The following is a 19,358-nucleotide window of genomic DNA, read 5'->3' as shown; positions in this document are numbered from 1 at the left end:
ATCTTCCTCCCGCAATCCGCCGAATTTAACCAAGCCCTTGCCGCTTGTGAATGGCAAGCGCGTGCGGCATGATCTTTTCCATGCGTATCTGCCTTTTTCTCTGCCTCTGTCTTTGCATGGCCTCGCCCGCGCTTGCGCAGGTCGCCATTTTTCCCGCCCCATCAGGCAAGGCGGGTGCGGAAACGCTGGTGGTCTATTCCTCGCTGGATGAGCCGCTGGCGACGCCGATGATCGAGGGTTTCCAGAAGGCCAATCCCGATATCGCCGTCCACTACGAGGATATGCTAACCGGCGAAATCTACGACCGCATCGTGAAAGAAACCGATGCGGGCAAGAAGACCGCCGATTTCGCCTTTTCCTCCGCCATGGATCTGCAGGTGAAGCTGAGCAATGACGGTTATGCGCAGCGCTCCGATCTTGCCATGAGCGCCCGCTGGCCCGCCTGGGCGAACTGGCGCAACACCGCCTATGCGCTGACCTTCGAGCCGGCTGTTTTCGTCTATCACAAGCCGAGCTTCACCACGGAAAAGCCGCCCGCCACCCGCGCCGAATTTGTCGATTATCTCGAACGCCACGCCAGGCAAGTGCATGGCCGCATCGCAACTTACGACATCGAACGCTCCGGTGTCGGCTTCCTGTTCATGTCACGCGATCAGGAGCAGTTCGGCGATATATGGAACGTCATCAAGGCCATGGGCGCGGCGGGCGTGAAGGTCTACTCCACCTCCTCCGCCATTCTGGAGCGGGTCTCCGACGGCCGCTTCGTGCTGGGATACAACATTCTTGGCTCTTATGCGGCCGACTGGGCCTCGCGCCACCCCGATGTCGGCATCGTGCTGCCGAAAGACTATACCGTGGTCATGTCGCGTATCGGGCTGGTGCCGGAAGCCGCCGCCAACCCGGCGCTCGGGCGTCGTTATCTCGAGTTCTTCATGTCCAAGGAGGGCCAGACGATCATGGCCCGGCAATTGCAGATTCCCGCCGTCAGCCCTGAGGTGGCGGGCGAAAACACCGCCAACACCATGCAGGCCATCCACGGCGCACAATTGCGCCCCGTACCCGTCAGCCCCGGCCTGATGGTCTATCTGGATCAGGTGAAACGCAGCCGCCTGATCGAGCGCTGGAACGAGGCGCTTCGCTCACAGTAGTTCGAGGATGCCGGGTGCGCTCACCTCCCTCATCCCTGGGCTTGTCACAGGGATCCAGCCAGCCCAAGTCCTTGGGTTGAAAGGAGTCCTTCCGCCGCGCCGGCGCGCATCGGCTGGATTCCCGTGACAGGCACGGGAATGAGGGTGGAGCAAGCTTCAAAAGCGCAAAACAAAGTCGCCCACACACGCCACAGTAGACGTCCGACGGAAATTAATAGAGAGTAAATGAGCAAGGACTTGCGTAGCGTCAGTTAGATGACAGCTTTTTGTGATGCTCTGCAATCCTTCTTCATTCCGTGGAGGCGGAAGAAGATGCGGGAGGAAATCCAGGACGATTGCCAAGCACCACGCTGACTATTCAGCGCCGGCACAGACGCGTCCTGAAAGCCCCCCGCATAAACGAAAAACGACGCCCAAAAAGGGCATCCTGAGGAGGGTTTTCTACGTGAAACATTTTCTTATCGGCACATTTCTGGCGGGCATGATCGCTCTTCCGGCCGCTGCAGCGGATTACACCATCATTGCCCCGGCCAATCCCGGCGGCGGCTGGGACCAGACCGCGCGTTCCCTGCAGAGCGTGCTGCAGGAAGAAGGCATTTCCAAGAGCGTTCAGGTACAGAACGTACCGGGCGCCGGCGGCACCATCGGTCTTGCGCAGTTCGCCAGCCAGCAGAAGGGCAACCCGAACGCCCTCATCGTCGGCGGTTACGTGATGGTCGGCGCCATCCTCACCAACAATGCGCCCGTCACGCTTAAGGAAGTAACGCCGATCGCCCGTCTGACCGGCGAATATGAAGCCATCGTCGTTCCGGCATCCTCGCCGCTGAAGACCATCGGCGACCTCGTCGACCAGCTCAAGAAGGACCCGGGCAGCGTTTCCTGGGGCGGCGGTTCCGCCGGCGGCACCGACCATATCGCCGTTGGCCTGATCGCCAAGGCGGCCGGCGTCGATCCGACCAAGATCAACTACATCGCTTACTCCGGCGGCGGCGAAGCGCTTGCCTCGATCCTCGGTTCGCAGGTAACGGCCGGCATTTCGAGCTACGGTGAATTCGAAAGCCAGGTGAAGGCCGGCACGCTGCGCCTGCTCGCGGTTTCCAGCGAAGAGAAGCTGGAAGGTGTCGACGCACCGACCTTGAAGGAAAGCGGCCTTGATGTCGTCGTCCAGAACTGGCGCATGGTCGCCGCTCCTCCCGGCCTGACGCCGGAACAGGAAAAGGCCGTTAATGCGGACATCGAGAAGTTGGTGAAATCCGCCAAGTGGCAGGAAACCCTGAAGACCAAGAGCTGGATGGACACCTATCTTGCCGGTGACGAATTCAAGGCGCAGCTCGCCAAGGATACCGACGCCACCGCCGCCATCCTCAAAGACATCGGACTGGTAAAATGAGCCAGGGTTCCAACCCTTCTGAGCATCAAAAGCGCCGCCCTGACTGGGCGGCGCTGGCGATCGCCGTCTTCCTCGTCCTCATCGCAAGCGTGATCTTCTGGGACAGCGCCCGTCTCGCCAGCGTCACCGGTTATTCGCCGGTCGGCCCGGCAACCGTGCCTTACGCCATCGGCTTCTGTCTCATCGGCCTGGCGCTCTGGACGGCCATCGAAGCATGGCGCGGCGATTTTCCCGAACGCGACAGACAGGAAATTGCCCCTGTTATCTGGGTTGTCGCCGGTCTTGCCGCGCAGATGCTGCTGCTGAAGGTGGCGGGTTTCTCCATTGCCACCGGCCTGCTTTTTGCCTTCACGGCGCGCGCCTTCGGCAAACGCAAGCTCTGGTATTCGATCCCCATCGGCATCGCCCTCAGCTTCGTCATCTGGTTTATTTTCGCGCGGCTGCTGCAGCTTTCACTGCCCGCCGGGCCTCTGGAACGGCTGTTCTTCTGACGGCCATTCCGACCAAAATTCGAGATCACAGGAAACCGCAGGCGCGCGATGACGCATACGCCAGCCGTTCCGCCCGACAGGGGGACATCTGTCCATGAGTACCTTTGAATTCCTGCTGCACGGTCTTGAGGTTGCCGCCCAACCCATGAACCTGCTCTATGCGCTGATCGGCGTCACACTCGGCACCGCCGTCGGCGTTCTGCCCGGCATCGGGCCGGCGCTGACCGTCGCGCTGCTTCTGCCCGTCACCTACAGGCTCGATCCCGCTGGCTCGCTCATCATGTTCGCCGGCATCTATTACGGCGGCATGTATGGCGGATCGACCACCTCGATCCTGCTCAACACGCCGGGCGAAAGCGCCTCGATCGTCACCGCGCTCGAAGGCAACAAGATGGCCCGCAAGGGCAGAGGCGGCCCGGCCTTGGCCACCGCCGCCATCGGCTCCTTCGTCGCCGGCCTCATCGCCACCATCGCGCTCGCGTTTATCGCGCCATACATCGTCAAGCTGGCGTTGGTCTTCGGCCCGCGTGAATATTTCGCGCTGATGGTGCTGGCCTTCGTGACCGTTTCCTCCGCTTTCGGAGATTCGGCGTTGCGCGGCCTCACCTCGCTGTTCATCGGCTTTGCCCTTGCCATCGTCGGCATCGACCAGCTGACCGGCCAGACCCGCATGAGCTTCGGCATTCCCGATCTGCTTGACGGCGTGGAAGTAACGACGCTTGCGGTGGCCATGTTCGCCATCGGCGAAACACTGTTCATCGTCGCGCAGGGCAGCACCGGCCCGGACAAGGTCGAGGCCGTCAAGGGTTCGGTCTGGATGAGCGCGCAGGACTGGGCGCGTTCCTGGAAAGCCTGGCTGCGCGGCACGCTGATCGGCTTTCCTATCGGCGCCATGCCAGCGGGCGGTGCTGAAATCGGCACCTTCCTGTCCTATGCCACCGAAAAGAAGCTGACCAAATATCCGGAAGAATTCGGCCATGGCGCCATTGAAGGCGTGGCTGGTCCGGAAGCCGCCAACAACGCGTCCGCCGCCGGTACGCTGGTGCCGCTGCTGACGCTCGGCCTGCCGACGACGGCGACCGCCGCCATCATGCTCGCCGGTTTCCAGCAATACGGCCTGCAGCCCGGCCCGCTGCTGTTCGCCACCAATCCGCAGCTGGTCTGGGGCCTGATCGCCAGCCTGTTCATCGCCAACCTGATGCTGCTGGTGCTCAACCTGCCGCTGGTCGGCCTGTGGGTGAAGCTGCTGACCATTCCGAAGCCATGGCTCTATGCGGGTATTCTGTTGTTCGCGACGCTCGGCACCATCGGCGCCAACCCGTCCGTGTTCGAACTCGGCATGCTGCTCGCCTTCGGTATCCTCGGTTACATCATGCGCATCTTCGGTTATCCGATTGCACCTGCGGTGGTCGGTCTCATCCTCGGCCCGCTTGCGGAACAGCAGCTGCGCCGCGCGCTCGCCATCGGCCAGGGCGACCCGACGGTGCTGTTCACCTCACCGATTGCCGTTGGCCTGTTCCTTGTCGCGGCAGCCGCCTTCATCATTCCGCTGATCATGCGTATTCGCGGCCGCGGCGAGGTGCTGACGCAGCTTGCCGCCAACGAGGACTGATAAACCGGAAACCTCCCAGGGCAACTGGCCCCGTATCTTCGGATGCGGGGCTTTTTTATTCACGCCAACGGGATGTGTGGCGCAGACGCGGCCATGATATGATTCCGCTCCAAACGCAGGAGAAAAACATGCGCAAGATCGCGATCTTGATGGTTCTGGCCCTCGTCGGCTGCGCCACCGCCGCACCCGACGTGGAGCCCATTCCCGGCAGCATCACCTATGGCGGACAGCCCCGCACCAAATTGACCAAATCTCCCATCGGCAGCACGCTCAGTAATGAATTCGTCATGGGCGACGGACGGCTGGCGATTGAGACCTACCGAATACAGCCAGACCGCTCCCTGAAGCTGGAGAGACGCGAAATCGTTGGTGACTGGCCGCCGGAGTGAGCGCGGCTGTCGTGACGGGTAAAACAGACGGATAAAAGGGCACCCACGACATTGGCCCCGGCCTCTCCTCACCCTCAACGTCATCCTCGGGCTTGACCCGAGGATCCATCACCCCAGCACAGTGGATCCTCGGGTCAAGCCCGAGGATGACCGGGAAGAGGTTTGAGCAAATGTTTCACTGTCCCCACATTTCCCGCTCACCGCAATTCAGAACCGTTCTAAAACATATTTTTGATTTCCGCATACCTTGCCAATAAAGCTGATAGCGAACGTCAAGTTAACCCTGCGGGAGCACTTCCGCCGGTTCAGAACCATATTGCAAGGGACATATAAGTGGCCATCAACTTCACCTTCCCCGTTCGGCTGCTGGCGGCAGCGGCCTTCAGCCTTGGCGCGATGACTGCGGGCGCTGAGGAAATGACGATCAAGCACGCGCAGGGCGAGACCGTGCTGAAGGCGGCACCGAAGAAGGTTCTGGTTCTCGATATTCCCTCGCTCGACAATCTCGATGCGCTCGGCGTCGAGCCAACAGGCGTCGTCGGCTCCAACCTGCCGACCTACCTGCAGAAATATGCCGACGGCAAATATCTGAAGGTCGGCACGCTGTTCGAACCCGACTACGAGGCTATCAATGCGGCGGAAGCCGATCTCGTCATCGTCGGCGGCCGTTCGCGGGCGAAATATCCTGACGTTGCGAAGATCACGCCCGCCATCGACATGTCGATCGATTCCAAGGAATTCATCAACAGCGTCAAAGGCAACATCACCAAGCTCGGCGATATCTTCGGCAAGCAGGAAGAAGCAAAGAAGCTGGATGCCGTCATCGATGAGAAGGTCGCGAAGCTGAAGGAGATCGCTCCCAACTCCGGCACGGCGATGATCCTCGTCACCAATGCCGGCAAGGTCGGCGTTTACGGTCCAAGCTCGCGCACCGGCTGGCTGCACACCGAAATCGGCTTCAAGCCCGTTGCCGCCGATATTGACGACCGCTTCGACCGCGGCGACGTCGTGTCCTTCGAATATCTGGCCGAGGTCAACCCCGAATGGCTGTTCGTGATCGACCGCGATGCCGGCATCGGCCGCGCCACCGATCCGGGCAAGGCAGCCGCGCAGGTGCTGGATAACGAGCTGGTGCACCAGACCAATGCCTGGAAGAAAAAGCAGATCGTCTATCTCGACCCGCAGGCGGCCTATATCGTCAGCAGCGGTTATACGGCGCTCACCACCCTGCTCGATCAGGTCTACAAGGCCGTTTCCGAGAAGAAGTCGTAAAAACTGCTGGGCACTCGCTCCTGAAGGCTGCTCCACACTCCCAGTCATCCTCGGGCTTGACCCGAGGAGGACCAAGGAGAGGTCGGACGCCTGTTTCGGCAGCCTGCCAAGCCACCGGGAGCTTTCGCTATTTTCGAAATACCACCAACGTGAAATCCCTGTCTCTCATCCTTGCCCTTCTTCTGGCGCTGACACTCGCAATCGTCAGCCTGTTCGTCGGTGTGAGCAACGTTTCTCTGGCCACGCTTTTTGCACCTGACACAAGCACGGATGCACTGCGCGTGCTGCTCGTCAGCCGCATTCCGCGCACGCTGGCGCTGATACTGGCCGGAAGCTCGATGGCGATTGCCGGTCTCATCATGCAGATGCTGGTGCGCAACCGTTTCGTGGAGCCTTCGACGGCGGGCACCACCGAATCCGCCGGTCTCGGCCTGCTCACCGTCACCCTGATTGCACCCGACACGCCGATCTTCGGCAAGATGCTGGTGGCCGCCGTTTTCGCGCTCGCCGGCACCGCGCTGTTCCTGCGTATCCTGAGACAAGTGCCATTGCGGGACGTGCTGCTGGTGCCGCTGATCGGCATCATGCTGGGCGGCGTCATCTCCGCCGTCACCACCTTCTTCGCCTATCGTTTCGATCTCTTGCAATCGCTCGGCGCATGGATGACGGGGGATTTTTCCGGCGTGCTGCGCGGCCGCTATGAATTGCTCTGGGTCGGTTTCCTCTTCGCCATTGCCGCCTATCTCGCCGCGGACCGGTTTACGGTGGCTGGCATGGGGCGCGACTTCACCACCAATCTCGGCCTCAACTATCGCCGGGTGATGGCGCTCGGCCTCACCATCGTCTCGCTGGTCAGCGCCGTTGTCGTCGTCACCGTCGGCATGATCCCCTTTCTCGGGCTGATCGTGCCGAACGTCGTCAGCCTGATGATCGGCGACAATATGCGCCGCTCGGTTCCATGGGTGGCGACGCTTGGCGCAGTCTTCGTTCTCTCCTGCGACATCATCGGCCGAACCGTGCGCGCGCCTTATGAAATACCGATCGGAACCGTGGTCGGCGTCATCGGCAGCGTGCTGTTCCTTTATCTCCTGCTGCGGAAACGCCACCATGCGTGAGAGAAACCCCGAAAGGCGCGCAAAAACCGTTCTGCTCGTGCTTGCGGCATTCGCGCTCCTCTCCATGGCCGCCTTCATGACGCTCGGCGCAAAGGGAAGCTGGAGCTTCGTGCTGCCGTTTCGCGGCATCAAGCTTCTGTCGCTTTTGCTGGTGGCCTATGCCATCGCGGTCTCCACCGTGCTGTTCCAGACGGTCACCAACAATCGTATCCTCACCCCTTCGGTCATGGGCTTCGATTCGCTTTACGTGCTGATGCAGACGGGGCTGATTTTCGTCTTCGGCTCGGCAACCGTCGTGATGATCGATCCGCAACTGAAGTTTCTCGTCGAAACCGGGCTGCTCGTCGCCTTTTCCGCCCTGCTCTATCGCTGGCTGTTCGTCGGCGCGGAACGCAGCCTGCATCTTCTCGTACTGGTCGGCATCGTCTTCGGCGTGTTTTTCCGCAGCCTCTCGGGCTTCATGCAGCGCGTGCTCGACCCCAATGAATATACGGTGCTGCAGGATGTGCTGTTCGCCAGCTTCAATTCCATCGATCCAACCCTTCTCATGGTCTCCGCCGTCATCATCGGCGTGGTGACCATCATCGGGCTGAGGCTCATGCACACGCTCGATGTCCTCTCGCTCGGCCGTGCGACGGCCATCAGCCTCGGCGTCGAATACAAGCGCACGGTCACCATCATCCTCGTTCTGGTCTCCGTGCTCGTTGCCGTCTCCACCGCGCTTGTCGGCCCGGTCATGTTCTTCGGGCTGCTGGTTGCGGCCCTTGCCCATTATCTCACCGGCAATGGCAAGCACGCATATGTGCTGCCGGCCGCGATCCTCATCGCCGTGATCTGCCTCGTGGGCGGTCAGGTGGTGCTGGAGCGGATATTCGCCTTCGATACGGCGCTCTCGATCATCATCGAATTTCTGGGCGGCATCGTCTTTATCGGTCTTATTCTGAAACGAGGTGCGCGATGATCATCGCCAATCAGATCAGCAAATCCTATGGCGACACGGTTGTGATAGACGGCGTCTCCGTCTCCATTCCGGCAGGCGGCGTCACCTCCATCATCGGGCCGAACGGGGCGGGAAAATCGACGCTGCTTTCCATCGTGGCGCGGCTGATGTCGATGGATGCCGGGACCGTCACGGTCGACGGGCTCGATGTTACGAAAACCGCTTCCGACACGCTGGCGAAGCGGCTTTCTATCCTGCGGCAGGACAACCACATCTCCTCGCGCCTGACGGTGCGCGACCTCGTCGATTTCGGCCGCTACCCCTATTCAAAGGGCCGCCCCACCATCGAGGACAAGGTCCATATCGACCGGGCGTTGGAATATCTGCATCTCGAACCCCTTGCCGGCCGGTTTCTGGATGAGCTTTCCGGCGGCCAGCGCCAGCGCGCCTTCGTGGCCATGGTGCTGTGTCAGGATACGGATTATGTGCTGCTCGACGAACCGCTCAACAATCTCGACATGAAACACGCCTCCAGCATGATGAAGATCATGCGCAAGGCCGCCGACGAGCTGAAAAAGACCGTGGTTCTGGTGCTGCACGACATCAACTTCGCCTCCTGGTATTCCGACACCATCATCGCCATGCGCGAGGGCCGCATCTGCCATCACGGACCTGCAGAAGAGATCATCCGCCCCGAGATTCTCCAGGAAATCTACGACATGCCGATCCGCGTCAATGAGATAGACGGCCGGCGCATCTGCCTGTTTTACGAATGACATGATGATTGTGCAGGATTTTTACTGTCCCAGTGCTTAGCATGGAACAGGGCCACAGGCCCGGACGTTAAACGACGGACTTTTCCAAAGCGGCATTCCGTCCGCAACTTCAGGAGACATCGATGAAGACGCACAAGACGAAGAACGACCTGCCTTCCAACGCCAAGTCGACCGTAATCGGCATTCTGAATGAATCGCTCGCTTCCGTCATCGACCTTGCGCTCATCACCAAGCAGGCGCACTGGAACCTCAAGGGCCCGCAATTCATCGCCGTCCATGAACTTCTCGATACGTTCCGCACACAACTCGACAATCACGGCGACACGATTGCCGAGCGCGTCGTCCAGCTTGGCGGCACGGCGCTTGGCAGCCTGCAATCCGTCTCCTCGACGACCAAGCTCAAGGCCTATCCGACCGATATCTACAAAATCCACGACCATCTGGATGCGCTGATCGAGCGTTATGGCGACGTGGCGAACATGATCCGCAAGGCCATCGACGATTCCGACGAGGCCGGTGATCCGACGACGGCCGACATCTTCACCGCCGCCTCGCGCGATCTCGACAAGTCGCTTTGGTTCCTGGAAGCGCATGTGCAGGAAAAGAGCTGAGCGGAAAAATCCGCCACCCCAACAACAAAGCGCCCGGATGATCCGGGCGCTTTTTTCTCGTATTCAAGCGTCAGTGGCGCCGCAGAACGGCAAGCCCGATGTCCCGCAGCATCTCGTGATCGAGAATGCCCCGCTGGGCGCTGCGGATAAGAACCGCTGCGCACTCATTGGCAACGTGGCTACTGCGATCTTGAAAACACTCGAAACATACGCCATCGAAAATATTCTGCAGATCGGTAATCTGCTCCGGCGACAATTGTGCGCCAACCCGTTCAAAAGCTGCGTACGACAAGGCTCATCCTCCTGATGATATGCCAAGTATCGTTTCTTTTTTTTCGTGGACATCAAATTTGTACACCCGAACGAATCACTTGTCGAATCAGATTTTAACCAAATGTAAATAGGTTATTTTCTGGCCTCCTCCACCGCCATATTCCGTAGGAAGGAGATAAAACCCAATCGAAACAACATCTTCTCCCTGGCGCGCTCTTGTTTCGGTTCCCGGCCGCCCTTGCACTGCGGAAAAACGTGCAGCCGCGTGGATTTCCACCGAAACCGCAAAAGAAACTGTTGCATTCCAAAAACGATTGAGCGATATAGCACCCGTCGCCGCTTCGGTGGCCCACGGTTCAGCGAACTACCCCGGACCGGTGGATTTGAGCGGGTGTAGCTCAGGGGTAGAGCACAACCTTGCCAAGGTTGGGGTCGAGGGTTCAAATCCCTTCGCCCGCTCCAGTTTTCCCAGCAGATACAGAACTATCAAAAAAGAATTTCAGCTCTGCACCATGATTGGCTGTGCCACAGGCATGGCGTTCAGCCGCATTGCGCGTTGAACAGAGGCCGGAAGATGCCACTGATCACCTCACTCCATCAAAGTATTATTCATTACTTTTACATAATTTATTCAAAGTAAAAATGAATATTAAATGCATATCCGCTAATAATACATAATTATTTCTTAATTTGCCAAGTATATAATTCCCCATCAAAGTGCATGATGCCGACACAGAACCCATGAAGGGATCAATTTCCTATCGGAGTTGTTGCCATGAGAAATATTCCTGTCGTTGGAAAATTCCTGACGGTATTTGCGCTGTTCGGCATTTGCGCAATCTTGATCGCGGCTTATTCCGCAGTGCAGATCAAGACAATCGACAAGAGCTATAGCGACCTTATCGAGCATGACAGCGCGGCAGCCCTCAACCTGGCACTGGCAAACCATGCCTTGTTGAACGGACGCGCCGCTTTGGCCGATATGATGATTGCCTTTACGGAAGAGGGCAATGCCGCCGCCGAAGTCGAGGCAAAGGCCACGCGTGGGGAATTTGCCCAGTTGATGGATAAGGCCATCGCCTCGGTCCCCGGTGACAGCCGTCTGCCCGCACTCAAGGACGAAGCGCTGAGACTCTACAATGTTACGTGCAAGAATGCCTGGAATCTGGGCCGCACCGCATCGAACGTGGAGGAGGCACTGGCATCGCAAAAGGCATTCGGCATGGAATGCCAGCCGGTCTTCGCCAGGATCGGCGCGAAACTGACGCAGATCGCCACGGAAATCACAACCCGCAACGACACGGAGAGCGGCGCTCTGACGGAGACGAGCGACCAGACCGCGCTGATTACCGTCGTAGCGGTCATCCTCGGTTTCCTTACGGTGGTCGTCGCCGGATATTTCGCGATCCGCACCTGGCTTGTCACGCCGATGCAGGGGCTTGCCGGCACCATGCAGAGGCTTGCCAATGGCGACCTTTCCGCCAACATCGACGGAACGGACCGGCGCGATGAGGTCGGCACCATGGCCAAGGCCGTGCAGATCTTCAAGGACAACGAGCTGAAGGCCCGCCGGCTGGAAGCGGATGCGGCCCAGGTGCGCGACCAGTCCGAAGCGGACCGTCAAAGGGCCGCCGATATAGACCGCAGGCGCGCGGCGGAAATGGCGGAGGCGACAAGCGGTCTGGCAGGCGGCCTGAAGCATATGGCCGACGGCGACCTCTCCTATCAGCTGACGACGCCTTTCGCGGCGGATTTCGAAAGCCTGCGGGCGGACTTCAATATGGCCGTCGGTCAGTTGAACAAGACATTGCTCTCGGTTGCCGAGGTCACGGCGACGATCGATGGCGGCTCGCAGGAACTGAATTCGAGTGCGGGAGACCTGTCGCACCGCACCGAAACACAGGCCGCTTCGCTGGAGGAAACAGCCGCCGCGCTCGACCAGATAACCAGCAACGTCAGCAATTCGACGAAGCGCACGGAAGAGGCGCGAAGCGTGGCGGTGGAGGCGAACCGATCGGCGCAAACCTCCGGTCAGGTCGTCGCAAATGCGGTTGACGCCATGAAGCGCATCGAGAGCTCCTCAAGCCAGATTTCCAACATCATCGGCGTCATCGACGAGATTGCGTTCCAGACCAACCTTCTGGCGCTGAATGCAGGAGTCGAGGCAGCCCGCGCGGGTGAGGCGGGCAAAGGTTTTGCGGTTGTCGCGCAGGAAGTGCGTGAGCTGGCGCAGCGTTCGGCGCAGGCGGCCAAGGAAATCAAGGAGCTTATCCGCAACTCCGCCGACGAGGTTCAAAACGGCGTCAAACTCGTGACCGCCACGGGCGATGCCCTGAAGGTTATTGAAGGCCACGTCATCGCCATCAATACGCAGCTCGACGCCATCGCAACCTCCGCAAGGGAGCAGTCGGTCGGCCTGGCCGAGGTCAACAGCGCGGTCAACCAGATGGATCAGGTGACACAGCAGAATGCCGCGATGGTCGAAAGGGCCAAGGCCTCCAGCACATCGCTTGCCGGCGATGCCGAGACGCTCCGCGAAATCATCGGCCAGTTCAGGCTCGACGGCACCGCCGCAACCGCCCGCAAAACCCGAAACGCCCATCAGCCATCGACGCAGCTGCGCGTTGCGGACAATGCCCAGCCGAGACCATCGCCGGCACGGCGCATGATGGGCCAGGTGGCCGCGGCACTCGGCGTATCGACCGCGTCAAAAGAGCAGAGCTGGGCGGAATTCTGATCCCACCCGCTCAAAAGACACCCGGATCACTATCCGGGTGTCGTGAAGTTGGTGACAAAGGTTGAAAACCTCCTCCGTCATGCCGGGCTTGACCCGGCATCCAGCCATGGCGCGTCGGCGCCATGAAAGGAATCTTCCACGATTAATGACTTGATCGCACTGGACCCCGGATCAAGTCCGGGGTGACGGCACTAGGAGTTCCCATGCCGGCCCTGATAATCAGGCAGCCTCGTCCCACTCAGGCGCGAGCCCATCCGGCGAGACAATGCGGCCATCCTGCTTGGCGAGCGCATGGATCGCCGCCATTTCATCGGCCGAAAGCTCGAAATCGAAGATGGCGAGATTTTCATCGACACGGGCTTCGCTGACCGTTTTCGACAGGGCGACGACACCCTGCTGCTGCACGAGCCAGCGCAGCACCACCTGCGCCACCGACTTGCCTCGGCCTGCGGCGATCTCGTTCAGCACCGGGTCGGCAAAGACCTTGCCATCGGCCATGCCGTAATAGCCCGTTACCGACATGCCGGCAGCCTTGGCGGCAGCGATAACCACATCCTGATCGATATAGGGGTGGTATTCGATCTGGTTGGTCACGATCGGAGCCTTGGAAAGCTTCACCGCCTCGGCCATCAGCGCCGTATTGAAGTTGGAGACGCCGATATGGCGCACCTTGCCGGCTTGCCTCACCTCGTTCAGCGCTCCGATCTGTTCGGCAAGCGAGACCGCGTCGTTCGGCCAATGCAGCAGCAGCAGGTCGACATAATCGGTCTTCAGCTTTTTCAGGCTCTCGTCGACGGAGGCGAGGAAGGCCTCGTGCTTGTAGTTCTCGACCCAGACCTTGGTGGTGAGAAACACCTCGCCGCGTGCAATGCCCGAAGCAGCAATGGCTTCGCCGACCTCGGCTTCGTTGCCATAGATCTGGGCGGTATCGATATGACGGAAACCGGCCTTCAGCGCATGCGGAACGATGCGCAGGACATCGGGGCCGGGAATGCGGAAGGTGCCGAAGCCGAGCGCCGGGATCGAAGCGCCATTTGCGGTGACATCAAACATATATTTTCTCCTTTGAGGTTGCCCGGCCAGCCTGGGACATGGCCGGGAATTTTGTGAAAAGCTCAGGCGGTTTTCAGCGTCAGCGCGGCACGGCGGTCGAGCGCGCTGCTCCAGAGGGTCAAAAGCAGGGCGATGGCGACGAGGATGGCGCCGACCCAGGGCGTTGCAGCAAGGCCCATCGGCGATTCCACCACCAGACCGCCGAGCCATGCGCCAATCGCGATGCCGAGATTGAAGGCGGCGATATTGAGCGCCGAGGCGACATCGACCGCGCCGGGACGGTGTTCCTTGGCAAGCTGCACGACATAAAGCTGCAGGCCGGGAACATTGGCGAAGGACAGGAAGCCGAGCGCGGCAAGCGTGATAAGCGTCAGCACCGGCGAGAAGGCCGTGAAGGAGAAGACGAGCAGCACGATGGCCTGCGCCAGGAAGAGACCGATCAGCGCCTTGGCCGGGTTATGGTTGGCGATCCTGCCGCCGCCAATATTGCCGGACGCAATGGCGATGCCATAGAGCACGAGGATCAGGCTGACGCTCTTTTCCGAAAAGCCGGTCACATCCTGCAGGATCGGCGCAAGGAAGGTGAAGGCGACGAAGGTGCCGCCGTAACCGAGCGCGGTCATGGCGAAAACGATGAGCAGGCGGCCGGAACCGAGAACGCGGACCTGATCGAGGAGGCTTGCCGGCGGCGCTTTCTTGAGCGTGTTCGGCAGAAGCGTGGCGATGCCCAGGAAGGCAATCACGCCAAGGGCGGCAACAGCCCAGAAGGTTGCGCGCCAGCCGAAGACCTGCCCGATATAGGTGCCGAGCGGAACCCCGGTGACGATGGCGACCGTCAGCCCCATGAACATCATGGCGATGGCCGAGGCGCGGCGGTTTTCCGGCACGAGATCGGCGGCGATGGTGGAGCCGACCGAGAAGAAGACGCCATGGGCGAAGGCGGCAATGACCCGGGCGACGAGCAGCATCTCATAGCTCGGCGACAGGGCCGCAGCGCTGTTGCCGACGATGAACAGGGCCATGAGGCCGAGCAGCAGCGGCTTTCTTTCGATCCGGCCGGTCAGCGCTGTCAGGATCGGCGCACCGAAGGTGACGCCAAGCGCGTAGACGCTGACGATGAGACCGGCCAGCGGCAGGGTGATGTGAAGATCGTTGGCAACCGTCGGCAGCAGGCCGACGATGACAAATTCCGTTGTTCCGATCGCATAGGCCGCGATCGTCAGGGCAAATATGGCCAATGGCATGATGACTACCTCTCCGCCCGGAGCGGGATCGCGGGCGTTCTGGACAGCAGGGCTGTCGGTTTGGATCATTTGGACAGCGGCGCTGTCCGGTTGGATCAAATCTATGGATGCAATATGGGCGAAGGGGACTTGCATGATAATCGGCAAGATTGGATAAACGCCTTTGAATTGATTTCACAGATGGTGAGGTGATGGACAACAGGGCCGGAGAAATGGAAGTCTTCGTGGCAGCGGCGGAACTCGGCAGCTTTTCCGCGGCCGGGCGCAGGCTGAAGCTTTCCCCCTCGGCGGTGAGCAAGCTTGTCACACGCATCGAAGACCGCCTCGGCACGCGACTGCTGGCCCGCTCCACCCGGCTTGTCACGCTCACACCGGAGGGCGAAGTCTATCTGGCTAGGGCAAGGCGCATTCTCGCCGACATCACTGAAACGGAGCAGATCGTGGCGAGCGGCGGCAAGGTGGTGCCGCGCGGGCTGCTGCGCGTCAACGCGACGCTGGGCTTCGGGGAACGTTATCTCCTGCCGCTTGCGCCGGAATTTCTGTCGCTTTATCCGGAGATCGAACTGGATATCTCGCTTACCGATGGCGTCATCAGCCTGATCGAGGAGCGCACCGATATTGCGATCCGCTCCGGCGCCATGGGCGATTCATCCCTGAAGGCAAGAAAGCTGAAAGAAGTCCGCCGCGTCATCGTCGCCTCCCCTGCCTATATCGAAAAACACGGCATGCCGGAAAAACCGCAGGATCTGGCGCAGCACAATTGCCTGAGCTTCAATTTCAGCCGCAGCCTCAACGAATGGCCCTTCCGCGATCCCGGATCGACGGAAGTGTATCGCCTCCCCATCACCGGCAATGCATCGGTCAATAGCGGCATGGCGATGCGCAGGCTTTGCCTGGCGGGGCTGGGGCTCGGACGTGTTGGTGAATTCCACGTCGAGCCCGATATCAGGGCCGGCCTGCTCGTTCCCGTGCTGGAGGAGTATAGCGCCGAGGACATGGAGGTGATCCACGCGGTTTATGCCGGCCACGAGCATCTCGCCGCCCGCGTGCGCGCCTTCATCGATTTCCTCGCCACAAGGGTCGGGCGCTGATTGGGCCGGAAGGTGATTGGCCGTCTCACACCAGGCCGTGAACGAGCTTTGCCAGCCAGTCGACGAAAACGCGGACCTTGTTGGTCACATGCCGGGTTTGTGGATAGACCACATAGATCGGCATGGCCTCGCGCCGCCATTCGGAAAGCACCGGCACCAGTTCACCCCGCGAAAGCGCATCCCTCACCATGAAGACGGGAAGCTGCACGATGCCCATGCCGGCCAGTGCCGCGTTGAGATAGGTACGGCTGTCATTGACCGAGACGACATAGTTCGGGGTCAGTTCAACGCTGCGCACACCATTGTCGAAGGAGGCCGGCATGATCTGGCCGGTGGTGGCATTGAGGTAGCCCACCGAATAATGATCCTTCTCCAGATCCTCCGGTTCTTGCGGCATGCCGAAGTTTTCGATGTAGGATGGCGAGGCAAATGTCTCGAACCGGAGTTCGCCCACTTTTCGGGCAATCAGCGACTGATCGCGCAGCACGCCGACGCGCAGCGCACAGTCGACATTCTCCGCTATATAATCGACCAGACGGTCGCCGACACCGAGATCGAGACGGATATGCGGATAACGCTGGTAAAATTCGCAAAGATGTGGGATAACCACCAGGTCCGCGAAGACACCGGCCATTTCCACCCGCAACCGGCCGGATGGCTGCACCTGTGCGCTGGACATGCTGCCGTCAAGTTCTTCGATTTCCGATAAAATCTGTGAGGCCCGCTCATAATAGAGAGCGCCGTCCGTTGTCAGCATCACCCGGCGCGTGGTGCGGTTGAGAAGTGTGGTGTGCAAATGCGCCTCAAGCGCCTGCACCATGTTGGTGACAGTGGTTTTCGGCATGTTCAGCGCGGTGGCGGCGCGGCTGAAATTGCCGGTTTCCACAACTCGCGTAAAAACCCGCATGGCGGAGAGCTGATCCATTCACTGCCTCGGAGATGTGATTATCCGTGATTTCGGAATAGTGTTTTCAAATTTGCATGCTTGATCGTTTCGATCCGAACAATAATATGGATTTCAGATTTTGCAATACGATCCGCCTATTGGTGGCGGCGCAAAGGATCTGGAGTCATGAACGCGCATTGGGAAAACATCGGCAGCAGCGAGGCGTCCGCGCCGAAGCTCTCCGTGCGCCGTTATGAAGGTTCCTGCCTCTGCAGCCATCCGCCTGTCGTGCTTTATCTGCGCGGCGGATCCTTTCTGGAACCCGGCCTCGAGCCGGGCGGCAATTGCCCCGAGCTTCCGGTGGCCCGCGCGCTTGCGGAAAGCGGTGCAGTGGTCGTGGAAGCCGATTACAGCAAGCCGTCCGGCAACGAGTTTCCGATGGTGATCGACTGCGCCTATGAGGCGCTCGATCATCTGAGCCGGGATCGCAAGCACTATGGCGGCGCGAAATCGCTGCTGTTTGTGGCCGGCGAAGAAGCAGGCGGCAATGTGGCGGCGGGGCTTGCCTTGAAGGCCCGTGACCGCATGCCGGGCAAGCTCGCAGGCCAGATTCTTCTGTCGCCCATGATCGACCCGATGATGACGACGGAATCCTTCCGTGATGCGGACAGGATCGGCATGCGCCAGCGTTGGGCCGATGGCTGGAGCCATTACCTTGCCAAGGCGTGCGGGTTCTTCCACCCCTATGCCGCGCCCTGCCAGTGCACGCGGCTGAACCGGGTGGCGCCGGCGCTGATCTTTACGGCCGAGGACGACCCTCTGCGCGACGAAACGGTCAATTATGCAGACCGCCTCATCGCCTCAGGCGTCAGCGTCCGGCAGCATGTTTTTCCCGCCGGCGTCGGCTGGACGGGGCTCTATCAAGGAGAGGGCGGCGGATGGGTCTCATCCGTCTGTTCGGAATTCAAGACCTTTGTTGACCAGTTGAAACACTGAATACCGCATTTATTGAGAAACTGACCGGCTCCTGATCCGAGCCAAGGAGAAACCCATGACGCTGAACACCAAGCGCCGGGCCCTGACGGGTGCCGGTTTCGGGCTGGCTATGTCTGTTGCAGCCGCAGCATTGTTTTTCGACCTCCCCACCAGCCGCGATGCAACGGCCGCTTCCACCCCGGCTGAAACACCGGCGATCCCGGTTACCGTCGCCAAGGTGGAAAGCCGTGACGTGATGCGCTGGGAAGAATTTTCCGGCCGTCTCGAAGCCGTTGACCGGGTGCAGATCCGCTCCCGCGTCGCCGGCCAGATCAAGGCCGTGCATTTCCGCGAAGGCGCGCTGGTGAAGGAAGGCGATCCCCTCTTCACCATCGATCCGGCCCCCTATCAGGCTGCCGTTGCAGGCGCTGAAGGACAGGTCGCTTCGGCCGAAGCCAAGGTCAGCCTTGCCAAGACCGAACTCGACCGTGGCCGCAGGCTTTCCGACAATCGCACCATCTCCCAGAGCGATCTCGACCAGCGCCAGAGCTCGTTTGCGGATGCCGAAGCCCAGCTTCGCGCCGCCCGCGCAGCACTGACCACGGCCCAGCTTGATCTCGGTTATACCGAAATCATCGCACCGGTTTCCGGCAGGGTCGGCCGCATCGAAATCACCGCCGGCAACCTCGTCGCCGCCGGTTCCACCTCGCCTGCGCTGACGACGCTGGTATCGGTCAACCCGATCTATGCCAGCTTCAACGCCAGCGAAGGAACGGTTGCGAAGGCGCTTGCCGAACTGCCGAAAACCGATGGCGCCCTGCCCGCTCTCGAACAGATCCCTGTCGAAATCGGCACGCTTTCGGATGAGGGCACGCCGATCAAGGGCACGCTGCACCTGATCGACAACCAGGTGGATTCGGCAAGCGGCACCATCGGTGTCCGTGCCATCTTCGACAATCCGGACGGCAGGCTCATCCCGGGCCAGTTCGTGCGGGTGCGCATGGGCGAACCGAAACCGGAAAACCGCATCGTCATCAGCGACCGCGCCATCGGCACGGATCAGGACAAGCGTTTCGTCTTCGTGGTCGATGCCGAAAACAAGGTGAGCTACCGCCAGATCAAGCCGGGTGCACCGGCTGATGGCCAGCGCATCATCGACAGCGGCCTTGCCGCCGGTGATACGATCGTCGTCAACGGCCTGCAGCGCATTCGCCCCGGTGCAACCATCGCACCACAGGCGGAGGACAAGGTTGCTGCCTCGCAGTAAGTAACCCGCCTTTTTGATCAATAAGCGTCCCGCCCTCCCGCGAGACGCCCCTTCAGACAGAACCGGCCTTCACCGGCGGCAGAAAAGC

The 19,358-nt window shown here is 60.4% G+C and carries 18 protein-coding genes and 1 tRNA gene; 15 read left to right on the top strand and 4 right to left on the bottom strand.

Annotated features, from left to right (window positions below):
- The first annotated feature begins 50 nt into the window (after window positions 1-50).
- From V6R85_RS07720 to dps, 10 genes are all read left to right on the top strand, one after another.
- Window positions 51-1,148 carry an ABC transporter substrate-binding protein gene (locus V6R85_RS07720; RefSeq protein WP_371412712.1) on the top strand — a complete coding sequence of 366 codons (1,098 nt, stop codon included), beginning with the start codon at window positions 51-53 and terminating at the stop codon, window positions 1,146-1,148.
- Between the two features lie 481 nt (window positions 1,149-1,629).
- Complete coding sequence (locus tag V6R85_RS07715; RefSeq protein WP_153463847.1) at window positions 1,630-2,538, top strand: Bug family tripartite tricarboxylate transporter substrate binding protein; 909 nt, start codon at window positions 1,630-1,632, stop codon at window positions 2,536-2,538.
- The gene (locus tag V6R85_RS07710; protein WP_004429909.1) at window positions 2,535-3,029 is read left to right on the top strand and encodes a tripartite tricarboxylate transporter TctB family protein; all 495 of its coding nucleotides are present in this window, start codon (window positions 2,535-2,537) and stop codon (window positions 3,027-3,029) included. Before V6R85_RS07715 ends, V6R85_RS07710 begins: the two co-directional genes overlap by 4 nt.
- Window positions 3,030-3,123: 94 nt before the next feature.
- The gene (locus V6R85_RS07705) at window positions 3,124-4,641 is read left to right on the top strand and encodes a tripartite tricarboxylate transporter permease (protein WP_004429907.1); all 1,518 of its coding nucleotides are present in this window, start codon (window positions 3,124-3,126) and stop codon (window positions 4,639-4,641) included.
- Window positions 4,642-4,769: 128 nt separating this feature from the next.
- A complete protein-coding gene (locus tag V6R85_RS07700) occupies window positions 4,770-5,030 on the top strand; it encodes a hypothetical protein (protein ID WP_060723731.1) in 261 nt (86 codons plus the stop codon).
- 333 nt (window positions 5,031-5,363) lie between these two features.
- Window positions 5,364-6,302, top strand: coding sequence for a siderophore ABC transporter substrate-binding protein (locus tag V6R85_RS07695; protein ID WP_020808784.1), 939 nt, complete (start codon window positions 5,364-5,366; stop codon window positions 6,300-6,302).
- 149 nt (window positions 6,303-6,451) lie between these two features.
- Window positions 6,452-7,417: an ABC transporter permease gene (locus V6R85_RS07690; protein WP_004429900.1), complete on the top strand. Its 966-nt coding sequence runs from the start codon at window positions 6,452-6,454 to the stop codon at window positions 7,415-7,417.
- Window positions 7,410-8,378 (top strand): iron chelate uptake ABC transporter family permease subunit, encoded by a 969-nt coding sequence (locus tag V6R85_RS07685; RefSeq protein ID WP_099085885.1) that lies wholly within the window; start codon window positions 7,410-7,412, stop codon window positions 8,376-8,378. Before V6R85_RS07690 ends, V6R85_RS07685 begins: the two co-directional genes overlap by 8 nt.
- On the top strand, window positions 8,375-9,133 hold the full coding sequence (locus V6R85_RS07680) for an iron ABC transporter ATP-binding protein (RefSeq protein WP_111834084.1): 759 nt from the start codon (window positions 8,375-8,377) through the stop codon (window positions 9,131-9,133). The genes V6R85_RS07685 and V6R85_RS07680 overlap by 4 nt, the downstream gene beginning before the upstream one ends.
- 122 nt (window positions 9,134-9,255) lie before the next feature.
- Window positions 9,256-9,744, top strand: a complete 489-nt coding sequence (dps, locus tag V6R85_RS07675) for a DNA starvation/stationary phase protection protein Dps (RefSeq protein WP_004429894.1) — start codon at window positions 9,256-9,258, stop codon at window positions 9,742-9,744.
- Window positions 9,745-9,814: 70 nt separating this feature from the next.
- On the opposite strand, the gene V6R85_RS07670 is transcribed toward dps, so the two are convergent.
- The gene (locus V6R85_RS07670; protein WP_004429892.1) at window positions 9,815-10,036 is read right to left on the bottom strand and encodes a hypothetical protein; all 222 of its coding nucleotides are present in this window, start codon (window positions 10,034-10,036) and stop codon (window positions 9,815-9,817) included.
- Window positions 10,037-10,404: 368 nt separating this feature from the next.
- Between V6R85_RS07670 and V6R85_RS07665 the strand changes: the two genes are divergently transcribed.
- A tRNA-Gly gene (locus V6R85_RS07665) sits at window positions 10,405-10,479 on the top strand.
- Window positions 10,480-10,792: 313 nt separating this feature from the next.
- Window positions 10,793-12,754: a methyl-accepting chemotaxis protein gene (locus V6R85_RS07660; protein WP_111798237.1), complete on the top strand. Its 1,962-nt coding sequence runs from the start codon at window positions 10,793-10,795 to the stop codon at window positions 12,752-12,754.
- Between the two features lie 219 nt (window positions 12,755-12,973).
- On the opposite strand, the gene V6R85_RS07655 is transcribed toward V6R85_RS07660, so the two are convergent.
- Window positions 12,974-13,807 carry an aldo/keto reductase gene (locus tag V6R85_RS07655; protein WP_080866417.1) on the bottom strand — a complete coding sequence of 278 codons (834 nt, stop codon included), beginning with the start codon at window positions 13,805-13,807 and terminating at the stop codon, window positions 12,974-12,976.
- A gap of 62 nt (window positions 13,808-13,869) precedes the next feature.
- Window positions 13,870-15,051, bottom strand: a complete 1,182-nt coding sequence (locus V6R85_RS07650) for an MFS transporter (protein WP_112958741.1) — start codon at window positions 15,049-15,051, stop codon at window positions 13,870-13,872.
- A 191-nt stretch (window positions 15,052-15,242) separates the two neighbouring features.
- Between V6R85_RS07650 and V6R85_RS07645 the strand changes: the two genes are divergently transcribed.
- Window positions 15,243-16,142 (top strand): LysR family transcriptional regulator, encoded by a 900-nt coding sequence (locus V6R85_RS07645; protein WP_111834248.1) that lies wholly within the window; start codon window positions 15,243-15,245, stop codon window positions 16,140-16,142.
- 25 nt (window positions 16,143-16,167) lie between these two features.
- Here V6R85_RS07645 and V6R85_RS07640 read toward each other — a convergent pair whose 3' ends face one another.
- Window positions 16,168-17,067 (bottom strand): LysR family transcriptional regulator, encoded by a 900-nt coding sequence (locus V6R85_RS07640; protein ID WP_060726767.1) that lies wholly within the window; start codon window positions 17,065-17,067, stop codon window positions 16,168-16,170.
- Window positions 17,068-17,214: 147 nt separating this feature from the next.
- Here V6R85_RS07640 and V6R85_RS07635 point away from each other — a divergent pair, with 147 nt between their 5' ends.
- Both V6R85_RS07635 and V6R85_RS07630 read left to right on the top strand, forming a co-directional pair.
- Window positions 17,215-18,024, top strand: a complete 810-nt coding sequence (locus V6R85_RS07635; protein WP_020011674.1) for an alpha/beta hydrolase fold domain-containing protein — start codon at window positions 17,215-17,217, stop codon at window positions 18,022-18,024.
- A 55-nt stretch (window positions 18,025-18,079) separates the two neighbouring features.
- Window positions 18,080-19,270, top strand: coding sequence for an efflux RND transporter periplasmic adaptor subunit (locus V6R85_RS07630; protein WP_003504056.1), 1,191 nt, complete (start codon window positions 18,080-18,082; stop codon window positions 19,268-19,270).
- The last annotated feature ends 88 nt before the right edge of the window (window positions 19,271-19,358 follow it).

It is taken from the genome of Agrobacterium sp. CCNWLW32 (assembly GCF_037083425.1).
Lineage (GTDB): Bacteria > Pseudomonadota > Alphaproteobacteria > Rhizobiales > Rhizobiaceae > Agrobacterium > Agrobacterium radiobacter.
Note: the sequence above shows the minus strand (reverse complement) of the source record. Positions and strands in the feature narration are given on the sequence as shown.